Below are 16,204 nucleotides of genomic sequence, written 5' to 3'. Positions count from 1 at the left end.
AGCGGACGAACATGAGCGTAGTACGGATCGGCATCGTCGGAATCGGCAATATGGGAACGTCCCACGCGAAATATATCGCGGCGGGGGAAGTGGCGGGCGCAAAGCTGGCCGCGGTATGCGACATCAGCGCGGACCGGCTGCGCTGGGCGAAGGAGCAGTTCGGCGAGCAGCTGCATACGTTCGAAACGGTGGACGCCATGCTGGATTCGGGCGAAGTGGATGCGATCATGATTTGCAACCTGCACTTCGACCATCCGGGCACGTCGATGAAGGCGTTTGCGCGCGGCATCCACGTGCTGTGCGAAAAGCCGGCCGGCGTTTACACGAAGCAGGTGCGGGAGATGAACAAAGCGGCGGAAAAAAGCGACGTCAAGTTCGCGATGATGTTCAACCAGCGGACGAATCCGCTTTACATCAAGCTGAAGGATTTGATCGCCAGCGGCGAGCTCGGCGAAATTCGCCGGACGAACTGGATCATTACGACGTGGTACCGGACGCAAAGCTACTACGATTCGGGCAATTGGCGGGCCACGTGGGCCGGCGAAGGCGGCGGCGTGCTGCTGAACCAGTGTCCGCACCAGCTCGACCTGTGGCAATGGACCGTCGGCATGCTGCCGACGCGCGTGCGCGCTTTTTGCTCCTTCGGCAAATACCGGGACATCGAGGTCGAGGACGAGGTTACCGCTTACGTCGAATATCCGAACGGGGCGACCGGCGTATTTATTACGACGGTTGGCGAAACGCCGGGAACGAACCGGTACGAAATTACCGGCGACCGCGGCAAAGTCGTCATCGAGGACAACAAGCTGACGTTTTGGCGGTTGCGCGTGCCGGAGCCGGAATTCAACCGGAACGCGAAAGCCGGCTTCGCCCAGCCCGAATGCTGGAAAATCGACGTGCCGGTCGCGGCGAGCCCGAACGGCCACAAAGCGGTTACGCAAAACTGGGTCGACGCGATTTTGAAAGGAACGCCGCTCGTGGCGCCGGGACAGGAAGGCATTCGCGGACTTTCGCTGTCGAACGCGATGTACATGTCGGCGTGGACGGACGGCTGGGCCGATCTGCCGCTCGACGAAGACCGGTTCCATGCGCTGCTGCAGGAACGGATCGCCACTTCGCGCTACAAAAAATAACGGGTTCGATACGGAAACATTCCCGGGTGCGCCTCGGGAATGTTTTTTCCTTTCCGCTATCATGGAGGGTGGCCGGCGGGAAGCGGCTTACGGACGGAGCGGCCGCTATCACGGCTATTTCCCGCTGCGGAGAAGCAACCTGCCGCCAAAGCGCGAACGCCCGTCGCCGAAAGGCTTTCGGTCGGCTTTTTCCGGCCCGTGCCGAGTGGTATAATCGTCTGTATTACGCGAGGAGAGGACCATAACCGTGATCAAACCGTTTAATCCGATAACCGAAACGCTGATCCAAATCAAAGTGCCGCTGCCGTTTCCGCTGCGCTGGGTGAACAGCTACGTCGTCCGCTCGGGCGGCGGCTGGACGCTGATCGATCCCGGCCTGCATACGGAGGAGGCGGAGCGGCTGTGGGAAGCCGCGATGAAGCAGTTCGACCTGCCGATCACGGCGCTGGACGGCATCGTCCTGACGCACCATCATCCCGACCATTACGGGCTCAGCGGCTGGTTTCAGCAGCGATCGGGCGCGAAGGTGCATCTATCGAAAGTCGGCGCCGAGCAGGCGCGCGCCTTATGGGGCGAAGGCGAGACGATGAGCGGGACGCTGCTCGCGCTGTTCCGCCGGCACGGCATGGACGAGGCGACGCTGGAGAAAATGACGGATCATATGACGGGCTTTATGCCGCAAGTTTCGCCGCAGCCGGAATTGACCGCGATCGATCCGGACAACCTATTTTCGATCGGAGACCGGACCTGCCGGCCGATCGTCACGCCGGGGCATGCCGCCGGTCATTTGTGCTTTTACGACGAGGAGCGGGCGGAGCTGTTTTGCGGGGACCACGTGCTGCCGCAAATAACGCCGAACGTCGGATACATCCCGGGCTTCGACGAAGATCCGCTGAGCTCGTACATGCGCAGCCTGAAGGAAGTTGGCGGGCTGAACGTCGAGCTGGCGTACCCCGGACATCGCGAGCCGTTTCGCGGCTTCGGCGCGCGGGCGGCCGAAATCGTGCGCCATCACGAAGAGCGGCTGGCCGCGATGGAGGCGGCGTTGACCGAGCCGCGTTCGGCCTTCGAGCTGTGCATCGCTTATTTCGGCAACCGGCTGTCGATTCACCAGCTTCGCTTCGCGCTGTCGGAAACGATCGCGCATCTGATCTGCTTGCGCAACGGCGGCCGGATCAAGGAGATCGAGAGCGAAGAAGCGACGATGTACGTCAAGTGACGAAGGCGGAATGCTCCTTGCGGATCCGTTTCACTTGACGTAAGTCGGTTATTCCGTTATACTAACTTACATAAAGTAAGTTACTAGGGAATGGAGGAACTTCGCATGGTTCCATCGTTGTTTTTGGCGCACGGCTCGCCGATGCTCGCCATCGAGCAAACCGACTACACCCGGTTTTTGGCCGAGCTCGGACGTTCGATCAAGCCGAAGGCGATCGTCATTTTCACCGCTCACTGGGAGCGGCCGGTAACGACCGTATCGTCGTCGGACGACGCGTACGACACGATTTACGATTTCGGCGGCTTTCCGGACGAGCTGTACCGGATCCGTTATCCGGCCCGCGGCTCCTCGATCGTGGCCGGCGTCGTGAAGGACCGGCTGCGCGGCGGGGGCATCGAGGTCGCCGAAGATACGTCGCGCGGACTCGACCACGGCTCGTGGACGCTGCTGCACCGGATGTATCCGGACGCCGACATTCCCGTCGTGCAAGCATCGGTCAATCCTTACGCGGAGCCGGCGGAGCAATACCGCATCGGCGAAGCGCTCCGCCGTCTCGGCGAGGAGGACATCCTCGTCATCGGCAGCGGCGTCACCGTGCACAATTTGCGCATCATCAAGTGGGGGCAAAAGACGCCCGAGCCGTGGGCCGTCGAATTCGACGACTGGCTGATCGAGAAGATCGGGCAAGGGGACACCGAGTCGCTGTTCGACTTCGCGGACAAAGCGCCACACGGGCGTCTCGCCGTGCCGCGGGCGGAGCATTTCGTGCCGCTGTTCATCGCGATGGGAAGCGGCGATCCCGGGCGGAAGCCGGAAGTCATTCATCGCAGCTACGATATGGGAACGCTCAGCTACTTGTGCCTGAAGTTTTGACGGTCGAGACAATGCCCTCGCCGCTCCCCGGCAACGCTCAAGTCCGGTCCGGTAGCGGGAGGGCTTTGTTTTTTACAGTCGGCCCGATAGCGATGCGTCGATTCGTTAGCCTCTGAAAAGCGATCGTTTTCGCGCTGATCGGAATGCCTCGATTCGTTAACCGTCCCGGCCGAGTCGGTTCGGTTTGTCAATCCATGCCCGAAGTCCCGCTCTCCTTCGCCGCCTGCTTCCGATGGGCGATACGGCTGCTCGCCGCGGCCGCCAGCGCCCCGACGATATCGTCGAGAAACGTATGGACGTCCTTGCCGTTTTTCTCGTTGAGCCGCTTCAAAATACCGGGCTTCGTTTTGTCGATATAGCCGAAGTTCGTATAGCCGATGCTGCCGTAAACGTTGACGATCGCCAGCGACAGCACTTCGTCGCAGCCGTACAGCCCTTCGTCGTTGAACACGATTTCCTGCAGCGGCGGCAGCAGCTTGCCCTCCTCCGCGAGCATGTCCAGCTGAATGCCGGTCAAGATCGCGTTTTGCACCTCGCGTTTGGACAGCACTCTTTCAACCGACTCGAGGCATTCCTCGATCGTCAGCTCGGGATAATAGTCCCGCTGCAAAAACAGAACGAGCTCCCCGATTTCCCGTTTGTCCACGCCCCGTTGCCGCAGCAGACGCTCGGTCGCCTCCGCCACTTTCCCGCTATCCAAACTGTAGTCCACGTCGATACCTCCGTTTCGGTAAATGCGCCTCCCTACATTGTTGCCCAAGCGCCCCGATTTCATCACGGGCGCGGCTTACGCGCGGACGCCGCTTCGCCCGGTACGAAAGTGCGGCTTTTCGCGGTTATAAATCGGTGACAGGCTCGTATACATAGTAGTACAAGATACGAAGAGGAGGATTCCTATGAGATTGACCAAATGGACCAAATGGGCTGCCATAGCCGGGGTCACCGTCGTCCTTGCGTCCGGCTGCTCGCTGCTCCAGACGAAGGAAAGCCAGGAAATCGATCCGCCGCAAAACGTGGCCGGACAAAACGGCAAGACGGGAACGGCCGGAGAAGCGGTTCCGACCGGCGCGAGCGTGCAGACGGGCCCGAAAGTGACGATGTATATGAAAGACAAAAACAACTACGTCACCCCCGTCACGGTGCAAATTCCGAAAAATACGGTATCGGTGGCGCGGACGACGCTGGAGTACATGGTCGAAGGCGGCCCGGGCGAGGCGCTGTCGCCGTCCGGCTTCAAAGGCGTGCTGCCGAAAGGGACGACCGTGAAAGGGCTGGACATCAACGCCGACAAAAAGACGGCCACGGTCGATTTCTCCAAAGAATTCGCGGGTTACAACGAAGCGGACGAGCGAAAAGTCGTGGAGGCGGTGACGTGGGCGCTGACCGGATTTCCGAACGTGAACGAAGTCGTCATCTGGGTCGAAGGCAAGCCGCTCAAGGAAATGCCGAAAGGACGCCTGCCGATCAACGGAGCGCTCAGCCGCGCCATGGGCATCAATCTGGAAAAGGCGGACGGGACGGACTTCGGACAGACGACGCCGGTCACCCTTTATTTCCTCGGACAGACGGACGCGCGCGAATCGTATTACGTTCCGGTCACGCGGATGGTCAAACGGACCGAAGACAAGGCGACGGCGACCGTCGAGCAGCTGATCGCCGGACCGAAAAACGGCGCCCTGTTCTCGGTCATGAACTCAACCGTCGAAGTGCCGAAAATCGAGTCGGCGAACGGCGTCATTACCGTCAACTTCTCGGATAAGCTGCTCGGTCCGGACCGCAAGGCGCCGGGCGAGGCGCTGCAGTCGGTCGTTCTGTCGCTGACGGAGCTTGCGAGCGACGCGAAGGTGCAAATTATGGTCGGCGGCGACGTCAAAGTGAGCTCGACCGACAACCAAAGCTACAGCAAGCCGGTATCCCGCCCGAGCGACGTGAACGCCGTCAAGCTGTAACGCGCATCGAAACGCAACGTACGCCCCCTATAAGGAAGCGCCGTTTCGCGGACTGCGGGTCCGCCGGGCGGCGCTTCTTTTTATGTGCGAAAAGTTTCGTACGAATCGGCGAAAACGGTTGCATCGCCGCGCCATCTCGTTTATGATACAGTTAATCAAATGATTTTATTAAGTTGACGGAACGAAGCCCGACTACCTGATTAAGGACGGCTGCCGCAGCGGAAAGGGGCTTCTCGACGTGCCTCCGGAGAAAACGACAAGCAACCAACTGTTGAAATCGATCAACCAGCAAAAGGTTTTGCGGCTCATATATATGGAAGGCCCGATATCCCGCGTGGAGCTCGCCGAGAAAACCGGATTGACGCAGCAGACGATCACCAATATCGTGAACCGGCTTCTGAACGAAGACATCGTTCTGGAGATGGAGCCGGTGACGCGGGGCGGCGGACGGAAGCCGGTTCCTCTCGTCGTGAACGGCACGCGCATGTACGCGATCGGCATCGAGGTGGCGACCAAATACATTCGCGGATCGCTCGTCGATTTCCATAACAATCTCGTTAAGCAGGCGACCGAGCATGTTCCGGTTTATAAAGGCGCGGAGCAGCCTTTGGAGTACATATGCAAAGTGATCGACGAGCTGATGAAGCATTTGCCCGACCCGCTCCGGCTGATGGGAATCGGCTGCAGCATTCAAGGGATGGTCGATTCGAAGCAGGGCGTCGTCATCTACTCCGCGGGGCTCGGATGGAGAATGTTTCCCGTAGGCGAACGGCTGGAGCGGAAATACGGACTGCCCGTTTATGTGGAAAACGACGCCAACCTGCTCTCCATCGTCGAAAATTTAAGGGGACATTTGGCAGGCTCGCAGCACAATATTACGCTGAAATTCGATTACGGCATCGGCGGAGCGATCGTTTTGAACAAACAGCTGGTGACCGGCTCGACCCATGTGGCCGGCGAATTCGGACATTACAAGGCGATATCCGGCGAACGGGCGAGGTCATGCCATTGCGGGGGGAAGGGCTGCTTGACGACCGTCGCTTCGACGAGCTCGCTCAAACGTCACGGCGGTTTGACCGTGGAGGAGCTGCGCGAGCGGGTAAGCGCGAACGAGCCGGAGGCGGTCGCGATGTGGGGCGAGATGGTCGATGCGATCGGCCGGGCGGTCGGCAACCTCGTGACGATTTTCAATCCGGACCATTTGCTGCTGACCGGAAAGCTGACCGATACGATGCAATCGTTTCTGCTCCCGGAACTGCGCAAGTTTATCCGGGAATGCGTGCCCGAATCGTGCAGAGGGGTGCATATGATCCATTTGCCGGAAACGCCCGACGAGTCGGTAACGGCTTGCGGGCTTGTCATGAACCATTATTTCGACATTCCGATCGAAAGCTTGCACGTTTACCGATGACGCTGTTTCGACGGGATGGCGGGACGGGAGGAGAATAGCTTGCCCAATTATCGCTTGCTCGCGCTGGATTTGGACGGGACGACGCTGACGGGAGACAACAGCGTGTCGAAGCAAACGCGGCATTGGATCCGTTACGCGGCGGACAACGGCGTTACGGTCATTTTCGCCACGGGACGGGGGACGCAGACGGCCAAATCGTTTTGGGAGGAGCTGCGGCTGGATTCGCCGATGGTGCTCGTCAACGGGGCGGAAGTTTGGAAAAGTCCCGGCGAGCTGCTGGAGCGCCATGTGCTCGGCCATGACGACGTTCGCAGGCTGCATAAGCTGGCCGCGGACGCGGGCGCTTGGTTTTGGGGCTACAGCACGGAAAGCTTGACCAGCAAACGGAATTGGACGGAGGAGATGTTCGCGCGCGACTGGATGAAGTTCGGCATTCGCCACGACGACGTCGCCGTCATTCGGCGGCTCCGGGAAACGGTCGAAAGCTGGGGAACGGTCGAGGTGACCCGGTCCGCGCCGGTCAATATGGAAATTTCCCCGAAGGGCATATCGAAGGAAACCGGCGTCCGAGCCGTATGCGGGCTGCTCGGCATCGACATCGGCGACGTGATGGCGATCGGCGACAACCTGAACGATCTGCGTCTCATTCAGGCGTCCGGGCTCGGAGTGGCGATGGGGAACGCGGACGACGAGCTGAAGCGGGCAGCCGACAAGCTGACCGATACGAACGATCGGGACGGGGTGGCCAAAGCGATTCGGCGGTATTTGTTCGGGCTGGAAGCGGACGAAACGTCCGCCATGCATGCATAGTCGGGAGGCGGAATCGGATGAATGCCAGCATAGAACCGCACGGGATGGAGAAAGCGAAGGAAGCGGGCTCGTGGGAGGTCAGGCGGGAGACGGTTAATCGGGTCGCTCCCGGAATTGTGCATACGGCCCGCACGGTTGTCGGACGGGATATGCTGCAATCGGTGCACATTATCGAAGCGGATCCCGCCGATCCGTACGTTCGGGCGGAAGTTTATTCTTCCGGCGGTACCGTGTCGAGGCTCGAGACGGTAGGCGGCATGCTCGCCGAATTGGAGGCGGCGGGGAAGCGGATCGTCGCCGGCGTCAACGGCGATTTTTTCAGCTATGCCGGCGTTCCGTCCGGGTTGCAAATCGCGGACGGCGAAGTATACACCGCGCCGAACGTCACGAAGACGCTGCTGGCCGTTATGCCGGACGGGAACGTAAAGCTGAAGGAATCGGTCGCGATGAACGCTCTGCTTACAAATGAAAGCGGTTTAATTTTGCCGATCGACGCGATCAATCGGGCGCATCGCCGCGAGCAGGGGGGCCAGGCGGTGCTGTACAATTTCCGTTACGGCAAGTCGACGCGAACGTCGGCCCATGCCGCGGAAGCGGTCATTGCCGTTTCCGAGGGCGGCGCGTCGATTCGGCTGGGCGTCGGCATCGGCGGTATCGTCCGGCGCATGAGCGAAAGCCCCGATACGCCGATCGGAGAAGGGGAGCTTGTCGTTTCCGCGACCGGCCCGAAGGCGGATTGGCTTGCGAAAAACTTGACGCCCGGCCTGCGCGTGCGCATCGGTCTGTCGCTCGATTCCGAACTATCGGAGGCGCGGCAGGTCGTCTCGGGGAGCTCGACGCTCGGTTTCGTTTTGCTCAAGGACGGCGAGGTGCCGAGTCATTTGCTCGACCCCGCCGTCAGGACGAACAGCGACCGGCATCCGAGGACGATGCTGGCCGTCGCCCGTGGCAAGCTGTACCTCGTCACGTTCGACGGCCGCCAGCCCGGACATTCCGACGGCATTACGCTCGCCGAAGGGGCGTATTATTTGCAATCGATCGGCATGGAGCACGCGATCAATATCGACGGGGGCGGCTCGACCGCCTGTTACGTGCGGCGTCCCGGCCGGGACCGACCGGTTTTGTGCAACCGGCCTTCCGACGGATTCGAGCGGGCCGTCGGCAATGGACTTTTTTTGGCGAGTACGGCCCCGGTATCGGAGCTGTCGGAGTTCGTCATCGATCCCGCCGGCGAGGTACGGGTGCTGGCCGGCGGCCGAATCCGTTTTGAAGCGAAAGGAAGGGACGCGGCGGGCAACGCGGTTTCCGTTTCGCCGGAGCGGCTTAGCTGGGAGGCGGAAGGAACGATCGGGCGGCTCGACCGAACCGGATTGTTGATCGCGGGGCCGCATGCGGGAGATGGGCGGGTTGTCGTTCGCTCCGGAAGCGTGCGCTGCGAGAAGACGGTCATCGTCGCGGATCGCGTCCATCGACTGCAGCTGGAGCCGTCCCAAATCGTACTGGAGCCGGGCGGAACCGTCCGACTGCTCGTATCCGCCTGCGACGAGCGCGGGGGCGACGTTTGCGTTTCGGCCGACCAACTGGTTTGGTCCGTCGAAGGCTGTGCGGGAACCGTGACGGAGGACGGCGTTTTCCGCGCGGCGGACCGCTTGCTCGGGGGCGAAGGCAAAGTGACGGCGGCATACGGAAGCGTGAAGGCGCATGCCGCGGTTCGCATCGGTTTGCTTCCCCGGACGATCGCCGATTTCGAGACGCTGGACCGTATGCGCGTCCAGGAACGCAATACGGTGCCGGGCGCCGTCCGGCTATCGCCGGCCGCCCGTCCGCAGCCCGTTCGTTACGGCACGTTTTCCGCAAAGCTGACGTACGATTTTACGGGGATGGCGGGATTGTCGGAAGCTTCCGTTATTTTCGAGGATTATACCGTCGATTTGGCCGATTGCGGCGGCCGGCGGCCGATCCGGTTCAGCCTATGGGCGTTTGGCGATGGAAGAGGGCATACGATGCGGCTGACCGCGATCGACCGATCGGACCGCAAGTTCGACCTGGACTTGGCGGGAAAAGACGGACTGCACTGGAAAGGCTGGAAATACGTTTATGCCGACGTTCCGGAATCGATGGCGTTTCCGGTCCGGGTTCATGCCTTGACCGTCGCGGAGACGGACGAGAAGCGCAAAGGCGCCGGCGCCGTTTATTTGGACCTGTTTCGCGCGGAGTATATGGACCTGGGGGAAGATGTGGACGGTCCGCTGATCCGGCGGCTGACGCCGGAGCCCGGTTCCGCCAGCCCGAACCGGAGACCCGCCGTCGGCGCTTTCGTTACCGACGAGGGAAGCGGCGTGCACCCGTCTTCGATTCGGCTGTGGCTGAACGGCACCCTGGCCGATCACCGGTACGACCCTTCGACCGGGCAGGTCGAATACGTGCCGAGCCGGGATTTGCCGGATGGGGAATACGAAGCGAAAATCGAGGCCGCGGACAAAAACGGCACATCGGCTCTTCCTCCGGCCGTCTGGACGTTCCGAATCGACGGAAAACGTCCGGAGTTTTGAACGGCGCATGCATGAATTTACAATTTATTATCATAGAGCTAATCCGGATCTTACAAATCGGGTGTACGATCGCTGCATACATAATAAATCCATTTGATTAATAAAAGGAGGATCAACCTATGAACAAACGATGCTTTCGGACGGGGCTGCCGCTCGTTCTGGCGCTTGCGCTGGCCGGGTGCGGCCAAGGCGGGGAACAGCCCGCAAGCGGAGGGAAGGAGGAGGAGCCGGCCGTAACGGAGCCGGTGACGTTGACGCTTTACTCCCACTTGGCCGCGATCAATACCGAAAAAGATTTGGAGGCGCTGTTCGGCGCCGTTCGAAAGAAGCTTCCGAACATTACGATCGAGCAGAAAAAAGGGAAGCTCGAGGACATGATCGCCGCCGGCGAAGTCCCGGATTTGATCGCTACGACGCATTATTACATGAACGATATAATCCAGCTCGGGCTCGTTTCCGACTTGAACGAATTCGTCAAACGTCGCAAGGTGGACTTGAACCGTTTCGAGCCGAAGGCGATCGAGGCGGTCCGCTCCTACGGCAAAAACGGCGAGCTGTACGGCATTCCGTATACGCTCAATTACGGCGTGCTCATTTACAACAAAACGATATTCGACAAATTCGCCGCTCCGTATCCGAAGGACGGGATGACGTGGAGCGAGGTTACCGAGCTGGCCCGTAAAGTGACGCGCGTCGAAAACGGCACCTCGTATATCGGCATCGATCCGGGTTCCCCGAGAACGGTCGGTCGCGGATACTCGCTCCCGGTCGTGGACGAAAAGCTCGGCAAGTCGCTCATTGACACGGACGGTTACAAAAGCGTCATGAGCATGATGAAGCGCATTTACGACATTCCGGGCATCGTCGATCCGAAAAAAAACTATTCGTACGGCATCAACTATTTCATGAAAGACCAGAAGATGGCGATGTTCCCGTCGTGGATCGCGGCGATTACGAGCCGTCTTATGCAGCTGGAGGAGCAAGGACAGTCGTTCGACTGGGACATCGTCTCGCATCCCGCGTTCGACGACAAGCCGGGGATCGGTCGGGAAATCGAATTCCAGTCGCTGATCGTCACGCCGACCAGCAAACATAAAGAAGCGGCCTACCGGCTCATCGAAGCGATGGTCGGCGACGAGTCGCAGACGATCATGAACCGGGGAACCAACCTGACCGTGCTGAATAAGCCGGAGTTGAAAAGCGAATTCGCGAAGGATACGAAGCTGTACGACGGGAAAAACTTGTCCGGCGTTTTCAAGGTGAAGCCGGCATCGATTCCGGCGACGACCGTATACGATACGAAAATTTATTCGTTTTTGGGAGACGCCATGAAGAGCATGATCGTCGACGGCGCGGATTTGAATTCGGCGCTGCGCGCGGCCGGCGAAAACGCGGACAAATATATTCAGGAAGTGAGAAGCGCGAAATAATGCCGAAATCGCCGTTTCGTCATACGGCACGAGGAGGTCGGTTGCAATGGGAAAAAGAAGGCGTCTCGCCGCCGCTTTAACGTCGGTCTTTGCCGCATTATGGTTGCCGCTTGCGGCGGATTTCGGACGAAATCAGGCTCGTGCCGAAGAAACGGGCGGATTCGCGATTTCCGGAACGGCTTCGTTTCAAGCCGCTCCCGGAGTTTCGCATACGAGCTTCACGATGACCGGCGAAGGACTGAAGCAATCCGCGCACCTGATGGAGATCGACCCGAAAAATCCTCATATCCGCCTGATCGCCTACTCTTCGAGGGGCGAAGTATCGGAGCAGGAAACGGTAGGCCGCATGATCGGCGAATTGGAGTCACTCGGCATGCATGCGGCGGCCGGCTTCAACGGCGATTTCTTCAGCGCGGTCGGAGTACCGTCCGGGCTGCAAATAACGGACGGCGAGATCGTCACGTCGCCTACGACGATCAAAACGATGCTGCTCGTCATGCCGGACGGGTCGGTCCGGCTCCAAGATTCGGTCCGGATGACGGCCACGTTGACGGCGGACGACGGCGAAACGCTGTCGATCAATATGATCAATCGGACCCGGGTCGCTTCGCATACGAATTACGCTTTCGTCTATACGCCGCGTTTCGGGGATTCGACCCGGACGCCGGAGGGGGGCGTCGAGGCGGTTATCGCCTTGTCCGACCCTCATCATAAACTGACTGCGGGACAGACGCTGACCGGTACGATCGAATCGGTAAGCGAGACGGCCGATACGCCGATTTCGGACGGGAAGCTCGTCTTGTCCGCTTCGGGGACGAAAGCGGATTGGGTGCGGGAGCATACGGCTCCGGGCCGGAAGGTGAAACTGGACATTTCGTTCGACAAAGGCGTGAACGAGGCGCGGCAGGTCATCTCCGGCAATTCGACGCTCGGGTTCGTGCTGCTGAAAGACGGGCAAATTCCGGCTGACCTCCTCGACGCCTCCGATCCGAACAATACCGAGCTGCATCCGCGCACGATTCTCGCCACGAAGCAGGGCAAGCTGTACGTTTTCGCCGTGGACGGACGCCAGCCCGGTTTTTCCGACGGCTTGTCGCTGCCCGCCGCGGCCCGCTACCTGCAATCGCTTGGCATGGAGCAGGCGATCAACATCGACGGAGGCGGCTCGACCACTTATTACGCCCGCATCCCCGGGGACGCCGTTCCGAGCTTGCTGAACCGGCCTTCCGACGGCCACGAGCGGCCGGTCGGCAACGCGCTCGTCGTGCTTGCGACGACGAAGCCGAAGCATCGGGACGGGCTCGCGCTTACCCCGTCCGGCCCGCTTCGGATTTTGTCCGGAAGCTCCGTACGGTTTGATGCGAAAGGGTGGGATCGTTATTACAATGCCGTCCCCGTATCGCCCGGCGATCTGATTTGGACGGCCGATCCGGGCATCGGCACGATCGACCGTACCGGTCTGTTTACGGCAGGCGCGAATCCGGCCGCCGGGCGGATTACGGCAGCGGACGATACGCCCGGAAACGCCGATCGGGCGAATAAGAGCCGCGTTTCGCAATCGGTCGATATTGCGGTAACCGACCGTATCGCCCGGCTGACGCTGCTTCCCGATAACTTCGTCGTCGAAGCGGGCGGTACGATCGCGCTCCGGGCGAAAGCCTATGACGAAGCCGGCCATGAGGTTCTGCTCTCCCCGGACCGTCTGGATTGGTCCGTCGAAGGAGGAATCGGAACCGTGTCCGGGCAAGGCGTACTGCGCGCCGTTTACGGAGAAGCATCGGGCAAAGTCGCGGCGCGTTACGGGACCGTTTCCGCGGAAGCTTCGGTTGTTGCCGGCAAATCGCCATTGATCGAGCCTTTCGAAAGCGCAGGCCGTATACGCTCGTCCGAGGCGAGGACGGTTCCGGGCTCGGTGACGCTTTCGCTCGCAAGCGACCCGGTCCGTTTCGGCGATCATTCGGCGAAGCTGACGTACGATTTCACCGGAACTTCCGGCACGTCGGGGGCTTATATCAACTTCCTCGACGACGGCGGCAAAACGGGGCGGGAAATCGGGGGCAAGCCCGCCCGCTTCGGAGTGTGGCTGTACGGCGACGCCAACAACCATATCCTCCGACTGGGCGTCACCGACGGAACCGGGAAAAACCGGATATGGAACATGACCGCTTCCGGAGGCATCAACTGGACCGGCTGGAGGTACGTCTATGCGAACGTGCCGGAAGGCACCGTTTTTCCGCTTAAAGTGCGCAACGTCGTGGTCGAGGAAGCGAGCTCCTCGAACAAAAACGCCGGCGTCCTTTATTTCGATCAATTCCGCGCCGAATATGCGGTCGAAGGAGGCTCCCCGGCGAACTGAACGAATACAGGCCAACGCGTCGCGTTCAACCGGCCGCAATCGGATTCGATCCGATGCGGCCGGTTTTTTCGTTCGTTACCTTCGCTAAAGCTCGAAAGCGAATGTGGAACAAAACGATCCGATTTGCCGCAAATAACGATAGGGAGTTCGTTACGTCTTCAAAACCTGCGGATTCGGCTCGGATAACGATTGCTCGGTTCGTCGGCAGCTGCGGAGCCGCAAGCGGGGTCGGACCGGTTTGAGACGTTATAGCACCGCCGGCGTTTTATTCCCCGGCGGTTTCTCTTGTTGCCGAAACCGCCGCGCTCTTGGTATGATATCGGGACGCGGTTGCTTATTCGGTTTCTTTTCTTTATTGGTTTTGGTAAAATGAGGGAGGTTTCATTTCGGACAACGAGGAGCGGGAGGCACTATGAGAACCGACGGAAGACAACACGAGGAAACAAGGGCCGTTACGATAACGCCAAACTATATGAAGCATGCCGAAGGCTCCGTTTTGATCGAGGTAGGCGATACGAAAGTGATCTGCACCGCTTCGATCGAAGAGAAGGTGCCCCCCTTTATGAAAGGACAAGGCCGGGGGTGGATTACCGCCGAATATTCGATGCTGCCGCGGGCAACGCAGGTGCGCAACCAACGGGAAGCCGCCAAAGGCAAGCTCGGCGGCCGGACGATGGAAATCCAGCGGCTGATCGGCCGCGCCTTGCGCTCGGTCGTCCATCTGGAGGCGCTCGGGGAGCGGACGATTACGCTCGACTGCGACGTGATCCAGGCGGACGGGGGGACGCGCACGACGTCGATCACCGGCGCGTTCGTCGCGCTCTGCTATGCCGTCAACAAGCTGCTGCAAAGCCAAAAGCTGAGCAAATCGCCGATCGCCGACTATTTGGCTTCGATCAGCGTCGGCATCGTGAAAAATCAAGTGTGCCTCGACCTGAACTACGAGGAAGATTCCCAGGCGAAGGTCGATATGAACGTCGTCATGACAGGGGAAGGCAAATTCGTGGAGGTGCAGGGGACGGGGGAGGAGTCGCCGTTCTCGCGCGTGGAGCTGGATGCGCTGCTGGCCTCGGCCGAGATCGGCATACGGTCGATGATCGAGAAGCAGAAAGAGGCGCTCGGTCCGCTCGTCGCCATCGTGGGAGGGAACGCCGGTGCGGCTGACGGCAAATGATCCGGTCGTAATCGCGACCCGCAACGCCGGCAAGGCGCGCGAATTCGCCGCGCTGTTCGAGCCTCTCGGCATCGCCGTGCGCAGCTTGAACGATTATCCGCAAATACCGGATATCGTCGAGGACGGCGAGACGTTCCGGGACAACGCGCTCATCAAGGCGAGGACCGTCGCCGAGCGGCTCGGCGTGCCGGCGCTCGCCGACGATTCCGGCTTGTGCGTGGACAAGCTGGGCGGTGCGCCCGGCGTCTATTCGGCCAGGTACGCGGGAGCCGGGGCGACGGACGCGGACAACAACGCGAAGCTGCTCGGCGAGCTCGGCAAGCTCGCGGAAGCGGGGGACACCCCGGCTGCGGCCGTTGTCGGCGGGCGGGAAGTGCGGCTGCTCAGCAAAGCCCGCTTCGTCTGCGCGCTCGCGCTGTTCGTGCCGGGCAAGCCTCCGCTGTTCGCGGACGGGGCGTTCGACGGCTTCATCGTCGATACGCCGCTCGGCGACGGCGGCTTCGGCTACGACCCGCTGTTTTACGCGCCCGAATACGGCGCGACGCTGGCCCAGCTGCCGCTGGAGGCGAAAAACGCCGTCAGCCATCGGGCGCAGGCGCTGCGCAAGCTGCGGGAGCTGATCGCGGGCGCGCCGGCGACGGGCTCCGAAACGGAGTAGGCGGTATCTTCCTTGACGAAAAAAAGAGGGCTTTCGCCCTCTTTTTTTTCGTTAAGGGAGCTTTAATTTGACAAAGCGATGCTTTCTTTGCCGAGAGCAAGCCGCCGCTCAAACGCGAATGCATTGGAGACCGTTAGCTCTTAATAAAGCGTTTTTTGCGAATTAGGCTCCGTGGTGTTCGTAAACGTCGGCTGCATGAAGCGGGTCGCGACTTTCGTTTCCACTTCCCGCGTATCCGAATGCAGCCGGGCCACCGGAATCGGACGAACGGGAAAACCTCCAGTTCATTCGCACTCCTATAGGCGCCGTATCGAATTATCGGGAAAAGCTCCACTAGCGTTGCATCAAAGCTAACAAAACAAGGGCAAGCAAAAAGAATGTGATATTGTCGACATTATTTTTCACCGTACAACTTGAAAAAGGCTGTCTACTCTTACGAGCAGGAATCATCCATTTACAAATATTGGTCGATTTATATCAAATTACCTGTTCCGCTTTTTCGGCTGCCGGACACATACCCCGGTCACTTCCATCACTTCTCGGGGAACCGGGGGATCCTTCTTCTGTCGGCCTTTACTCCGCTTACTCGGTTTTCGGTGCAGTGCTGCGTCTAATTGGGACCACGGTTTCACGGCGTAG

12 protein-coding genes are annotated in these 16,204 nt (G+C 60.2%); 11 read left to right on the top strand and 1 reads right to left on the bottom strand.

The genetic code is table 11. The annotated features are described in order from the left end of the window. Positions 1 to 11 precede the first annotated feature (11 nt). The 3 genes from PV407_RS28880 (at position 12) to PV407_RS28870 (ending at position 3,225) form a co-directional block, all read left to right on the top strand. A complete protein-coding gene (locus PV407_RS28880) occupies positions 12 to 1,133 on the top strand; it encodes a Gfo/Idh/MocA family protein (RefSeq protein ID WP_332093478.1) in 1,122 nt (373 codons plus the stop codon). Between the two features lie 247 nt (positions 1,134 to 1,380). Then, positions 1,381 to 2,352 carry an MBL fold metallo-hydrolase gene (locus tag PV407_RS28875; protein ID WP_332093477.1) on the top strand — a complete coding sequence of 324 codons (972 nt, stop codon included), beginning with the start codon at positions 1,381 to 1,383 and terminating at the stop codon, positions 2,350 to 2,352. Between the two features lie 105 nt (positions 2,353 to 2,457). Then, a complete protein-coding gene (locus PV407_RS28870; RefSeq protein WP_332093476.1) occupies positions 2,458 to 3,225 on the top strand; it encodes a dioxygenase family protein in 768 nt (255 codons plus the stop codon). Between the two features lie 187 nt (positions 3,226 to 3,412). Here PV407_RS28870 and PV407_RS28865 read toward each other — a convergent pair whose 3' ends face one another. Next, a complete protein-coding gene (locus tag PV407_RS28865; protein WP_332093475.1) occupies positions 3,413 to 3,937 on the bottom strand; it encodes a phosphatidylglycerophosphatase A family protein in 525 nt (174 codons plus the stop codon). Between the two features lie 184 nt (positions 3,938 to 4,121). Here PV407_RS28865 and PV407_RS28860 point away from each other — a divergent pair, with 184 nt between their 5' ends. From PV407_RS28860 to PV407_RS28825, 8 genes are all read left to right on the top strand, one after another. Then, positions 4,122 to 5,174 (top strand): GerMN domain-containing protein, encoded by a 1,053-nt coding sequence (locus PV407_RS28860; protein ID WP_332093474.1) that lies wholly within the window; start codon positions 4,122 to 4,124, stop codon positions 5,172 to 5,174. Positions 5,175 to 5,412: 238 nt separating this feature from the next. Continuing rightward, positions 5,413 to 6,585, top strand: coding sequence for an ROK family transcriptional regulator (locus tag PV407_RS28855; protein WP_332093473.1), 1,173 nt, complete (start codon positions 5,413 to 5,415; stop codon positions 6,583 to 6,585). 39 nt (positions 6,586 to 6,624) lie between these two features. After that, positions 6,625 to 7,395 (top strand): Cof-type HAD-IIB family hydrolase, encoded by a 771-nt coding sequence (locus tag PV407_RS28850; protein ID WP_332093472.1) that lies wholly within the window; start codon positions 6,625 to 6,627, stop codon positions 7,393 to 7,395. 17 nt (positions 7,396 to 7,412) lie between these two features. After that, entirely contained in the window at positions 7,413 to 9,947 is a 2,535-nt protein-coding gene (locus PV407_RS28845; RefSeq protein ID WP_332093471.1) for a phosphodiester glycosidase family protein, read from the top strand. 119 nt (positions 9,948 to 10,066) lie between these two features. Continuing rightward, positions 10,067 to 11,377, top strand: coding sequence for an ABC transporter substrate-binding protein (locus PV407_RS28840; RefSeq protein ID WP_332093470.1), 1,311 nt, complete (start codon positions 10,067 to 10,069; stop codon positions 11,375 to 11,377). 46 nt (positions 11,378 to 11,423) lie between these two features. After that, positions 11,424 to 13,733, top strand: a complete 2,310-nt coding sequence (locus PV407_RS28835; protein ID WP_332093469.1) for a phosphodiester glycosidase family protein — start codon at positions 11,424 to 11,426, stop codon at positions 13,731 to 13,733. 412 nt (positions 13,734 to 14,145) lie between these two features. Next, on the top strand, positions 14,146 to 14,907 hold the full coding sequence (gene rph / locus PV407_RS28830; RefSeq protein WP_332093468.1) for a ribonuclease PH: 762 nt from the start codon (positions 14,146 to 14,148) through the stop codon (positions 14,905 to 14,907). Continuing rightward, the gene (locus PV407_RS28825; protein WP_332093467.1) at positions 14,888 to 15,565 is read left to right on the top strand and encodes an XTP/dITP diphosphatase; all 678 of its coding nucleotides are present in this window, start codon (positions 14,888 to 14,890) and stop codon (positions 15,563 to 15,565) included. Before rph ends, PV407_RS28825 begins: the two co-directional genes overlap by 20 nt. Positions 15,566 to 16,204 lie beyond the last annotated feature (639 nt).

It is taken from the genome of Paenibacillus sp. GYB003 (assembly GCF_036577625.1).
Classification (GTDB): domain Bacteria; phylum Bacillota; class Bacilli; order Paenibacillales; family NBRC-103111; genus Paenibacillus_AB.
Note: the sequence above shows the minus strand (reverse complement) of the source record. Positions and strands in the feature narration are given on the sequence as shown.

Excerpts from the sequence above, each read along its gene's own strand:
- PV407_RS28880 (WP_332093478.1), top strand. The coding sequence starts at position 12 with ATGAGCGTAGTACGGATCGGCATCGTCGGAATCGGCAATATGGGAACG.
- PV407_RS28870 (WP_332093476.1), top strand. The coding sequence starts at position 2,458 with ATGGTTCCATCGTTGTTTTTGGCGCACGGCTCGCCGATGCTCGCCATC.
- PV407_RS28860 (WP_332093474.1), top strand. The coding sequence starts at position 4,122 with ATGAGATTGACCAAATGGACCAAATGGGCTGCCATAGCCGGGGTCACC.
- PV407_RS28845 (WP_332093471.1), top strand. The coding sequence starts at position 7,413 with ATGAATGCCAGCATAGAACCGCACGGGATGGAGAAAGCGAAGGAAGCG.
- PV407_RS28840 (WP_332093470.1), top strand. The coding sequence starts at position 10,067 with ATGAACAAACGATGCTTTCGGACGGGGCTGCCGCTCGTTCTGGCGCTT.
- PV407_RS28835 (WP_332093469.1), top strand. The coding sequence starts at position 11,424 with ATGGGAAAAAGAAGGCGTCTCGCCGCCGCTTTAACGTCGGTCTTTGCC.
- rph (WP_332093468.1), top strand. The coding sequence starts at position 14,146 with ATGAGAACCGACGGAAGACAACACGAGGAAACAAGGGCCGTTACGATA.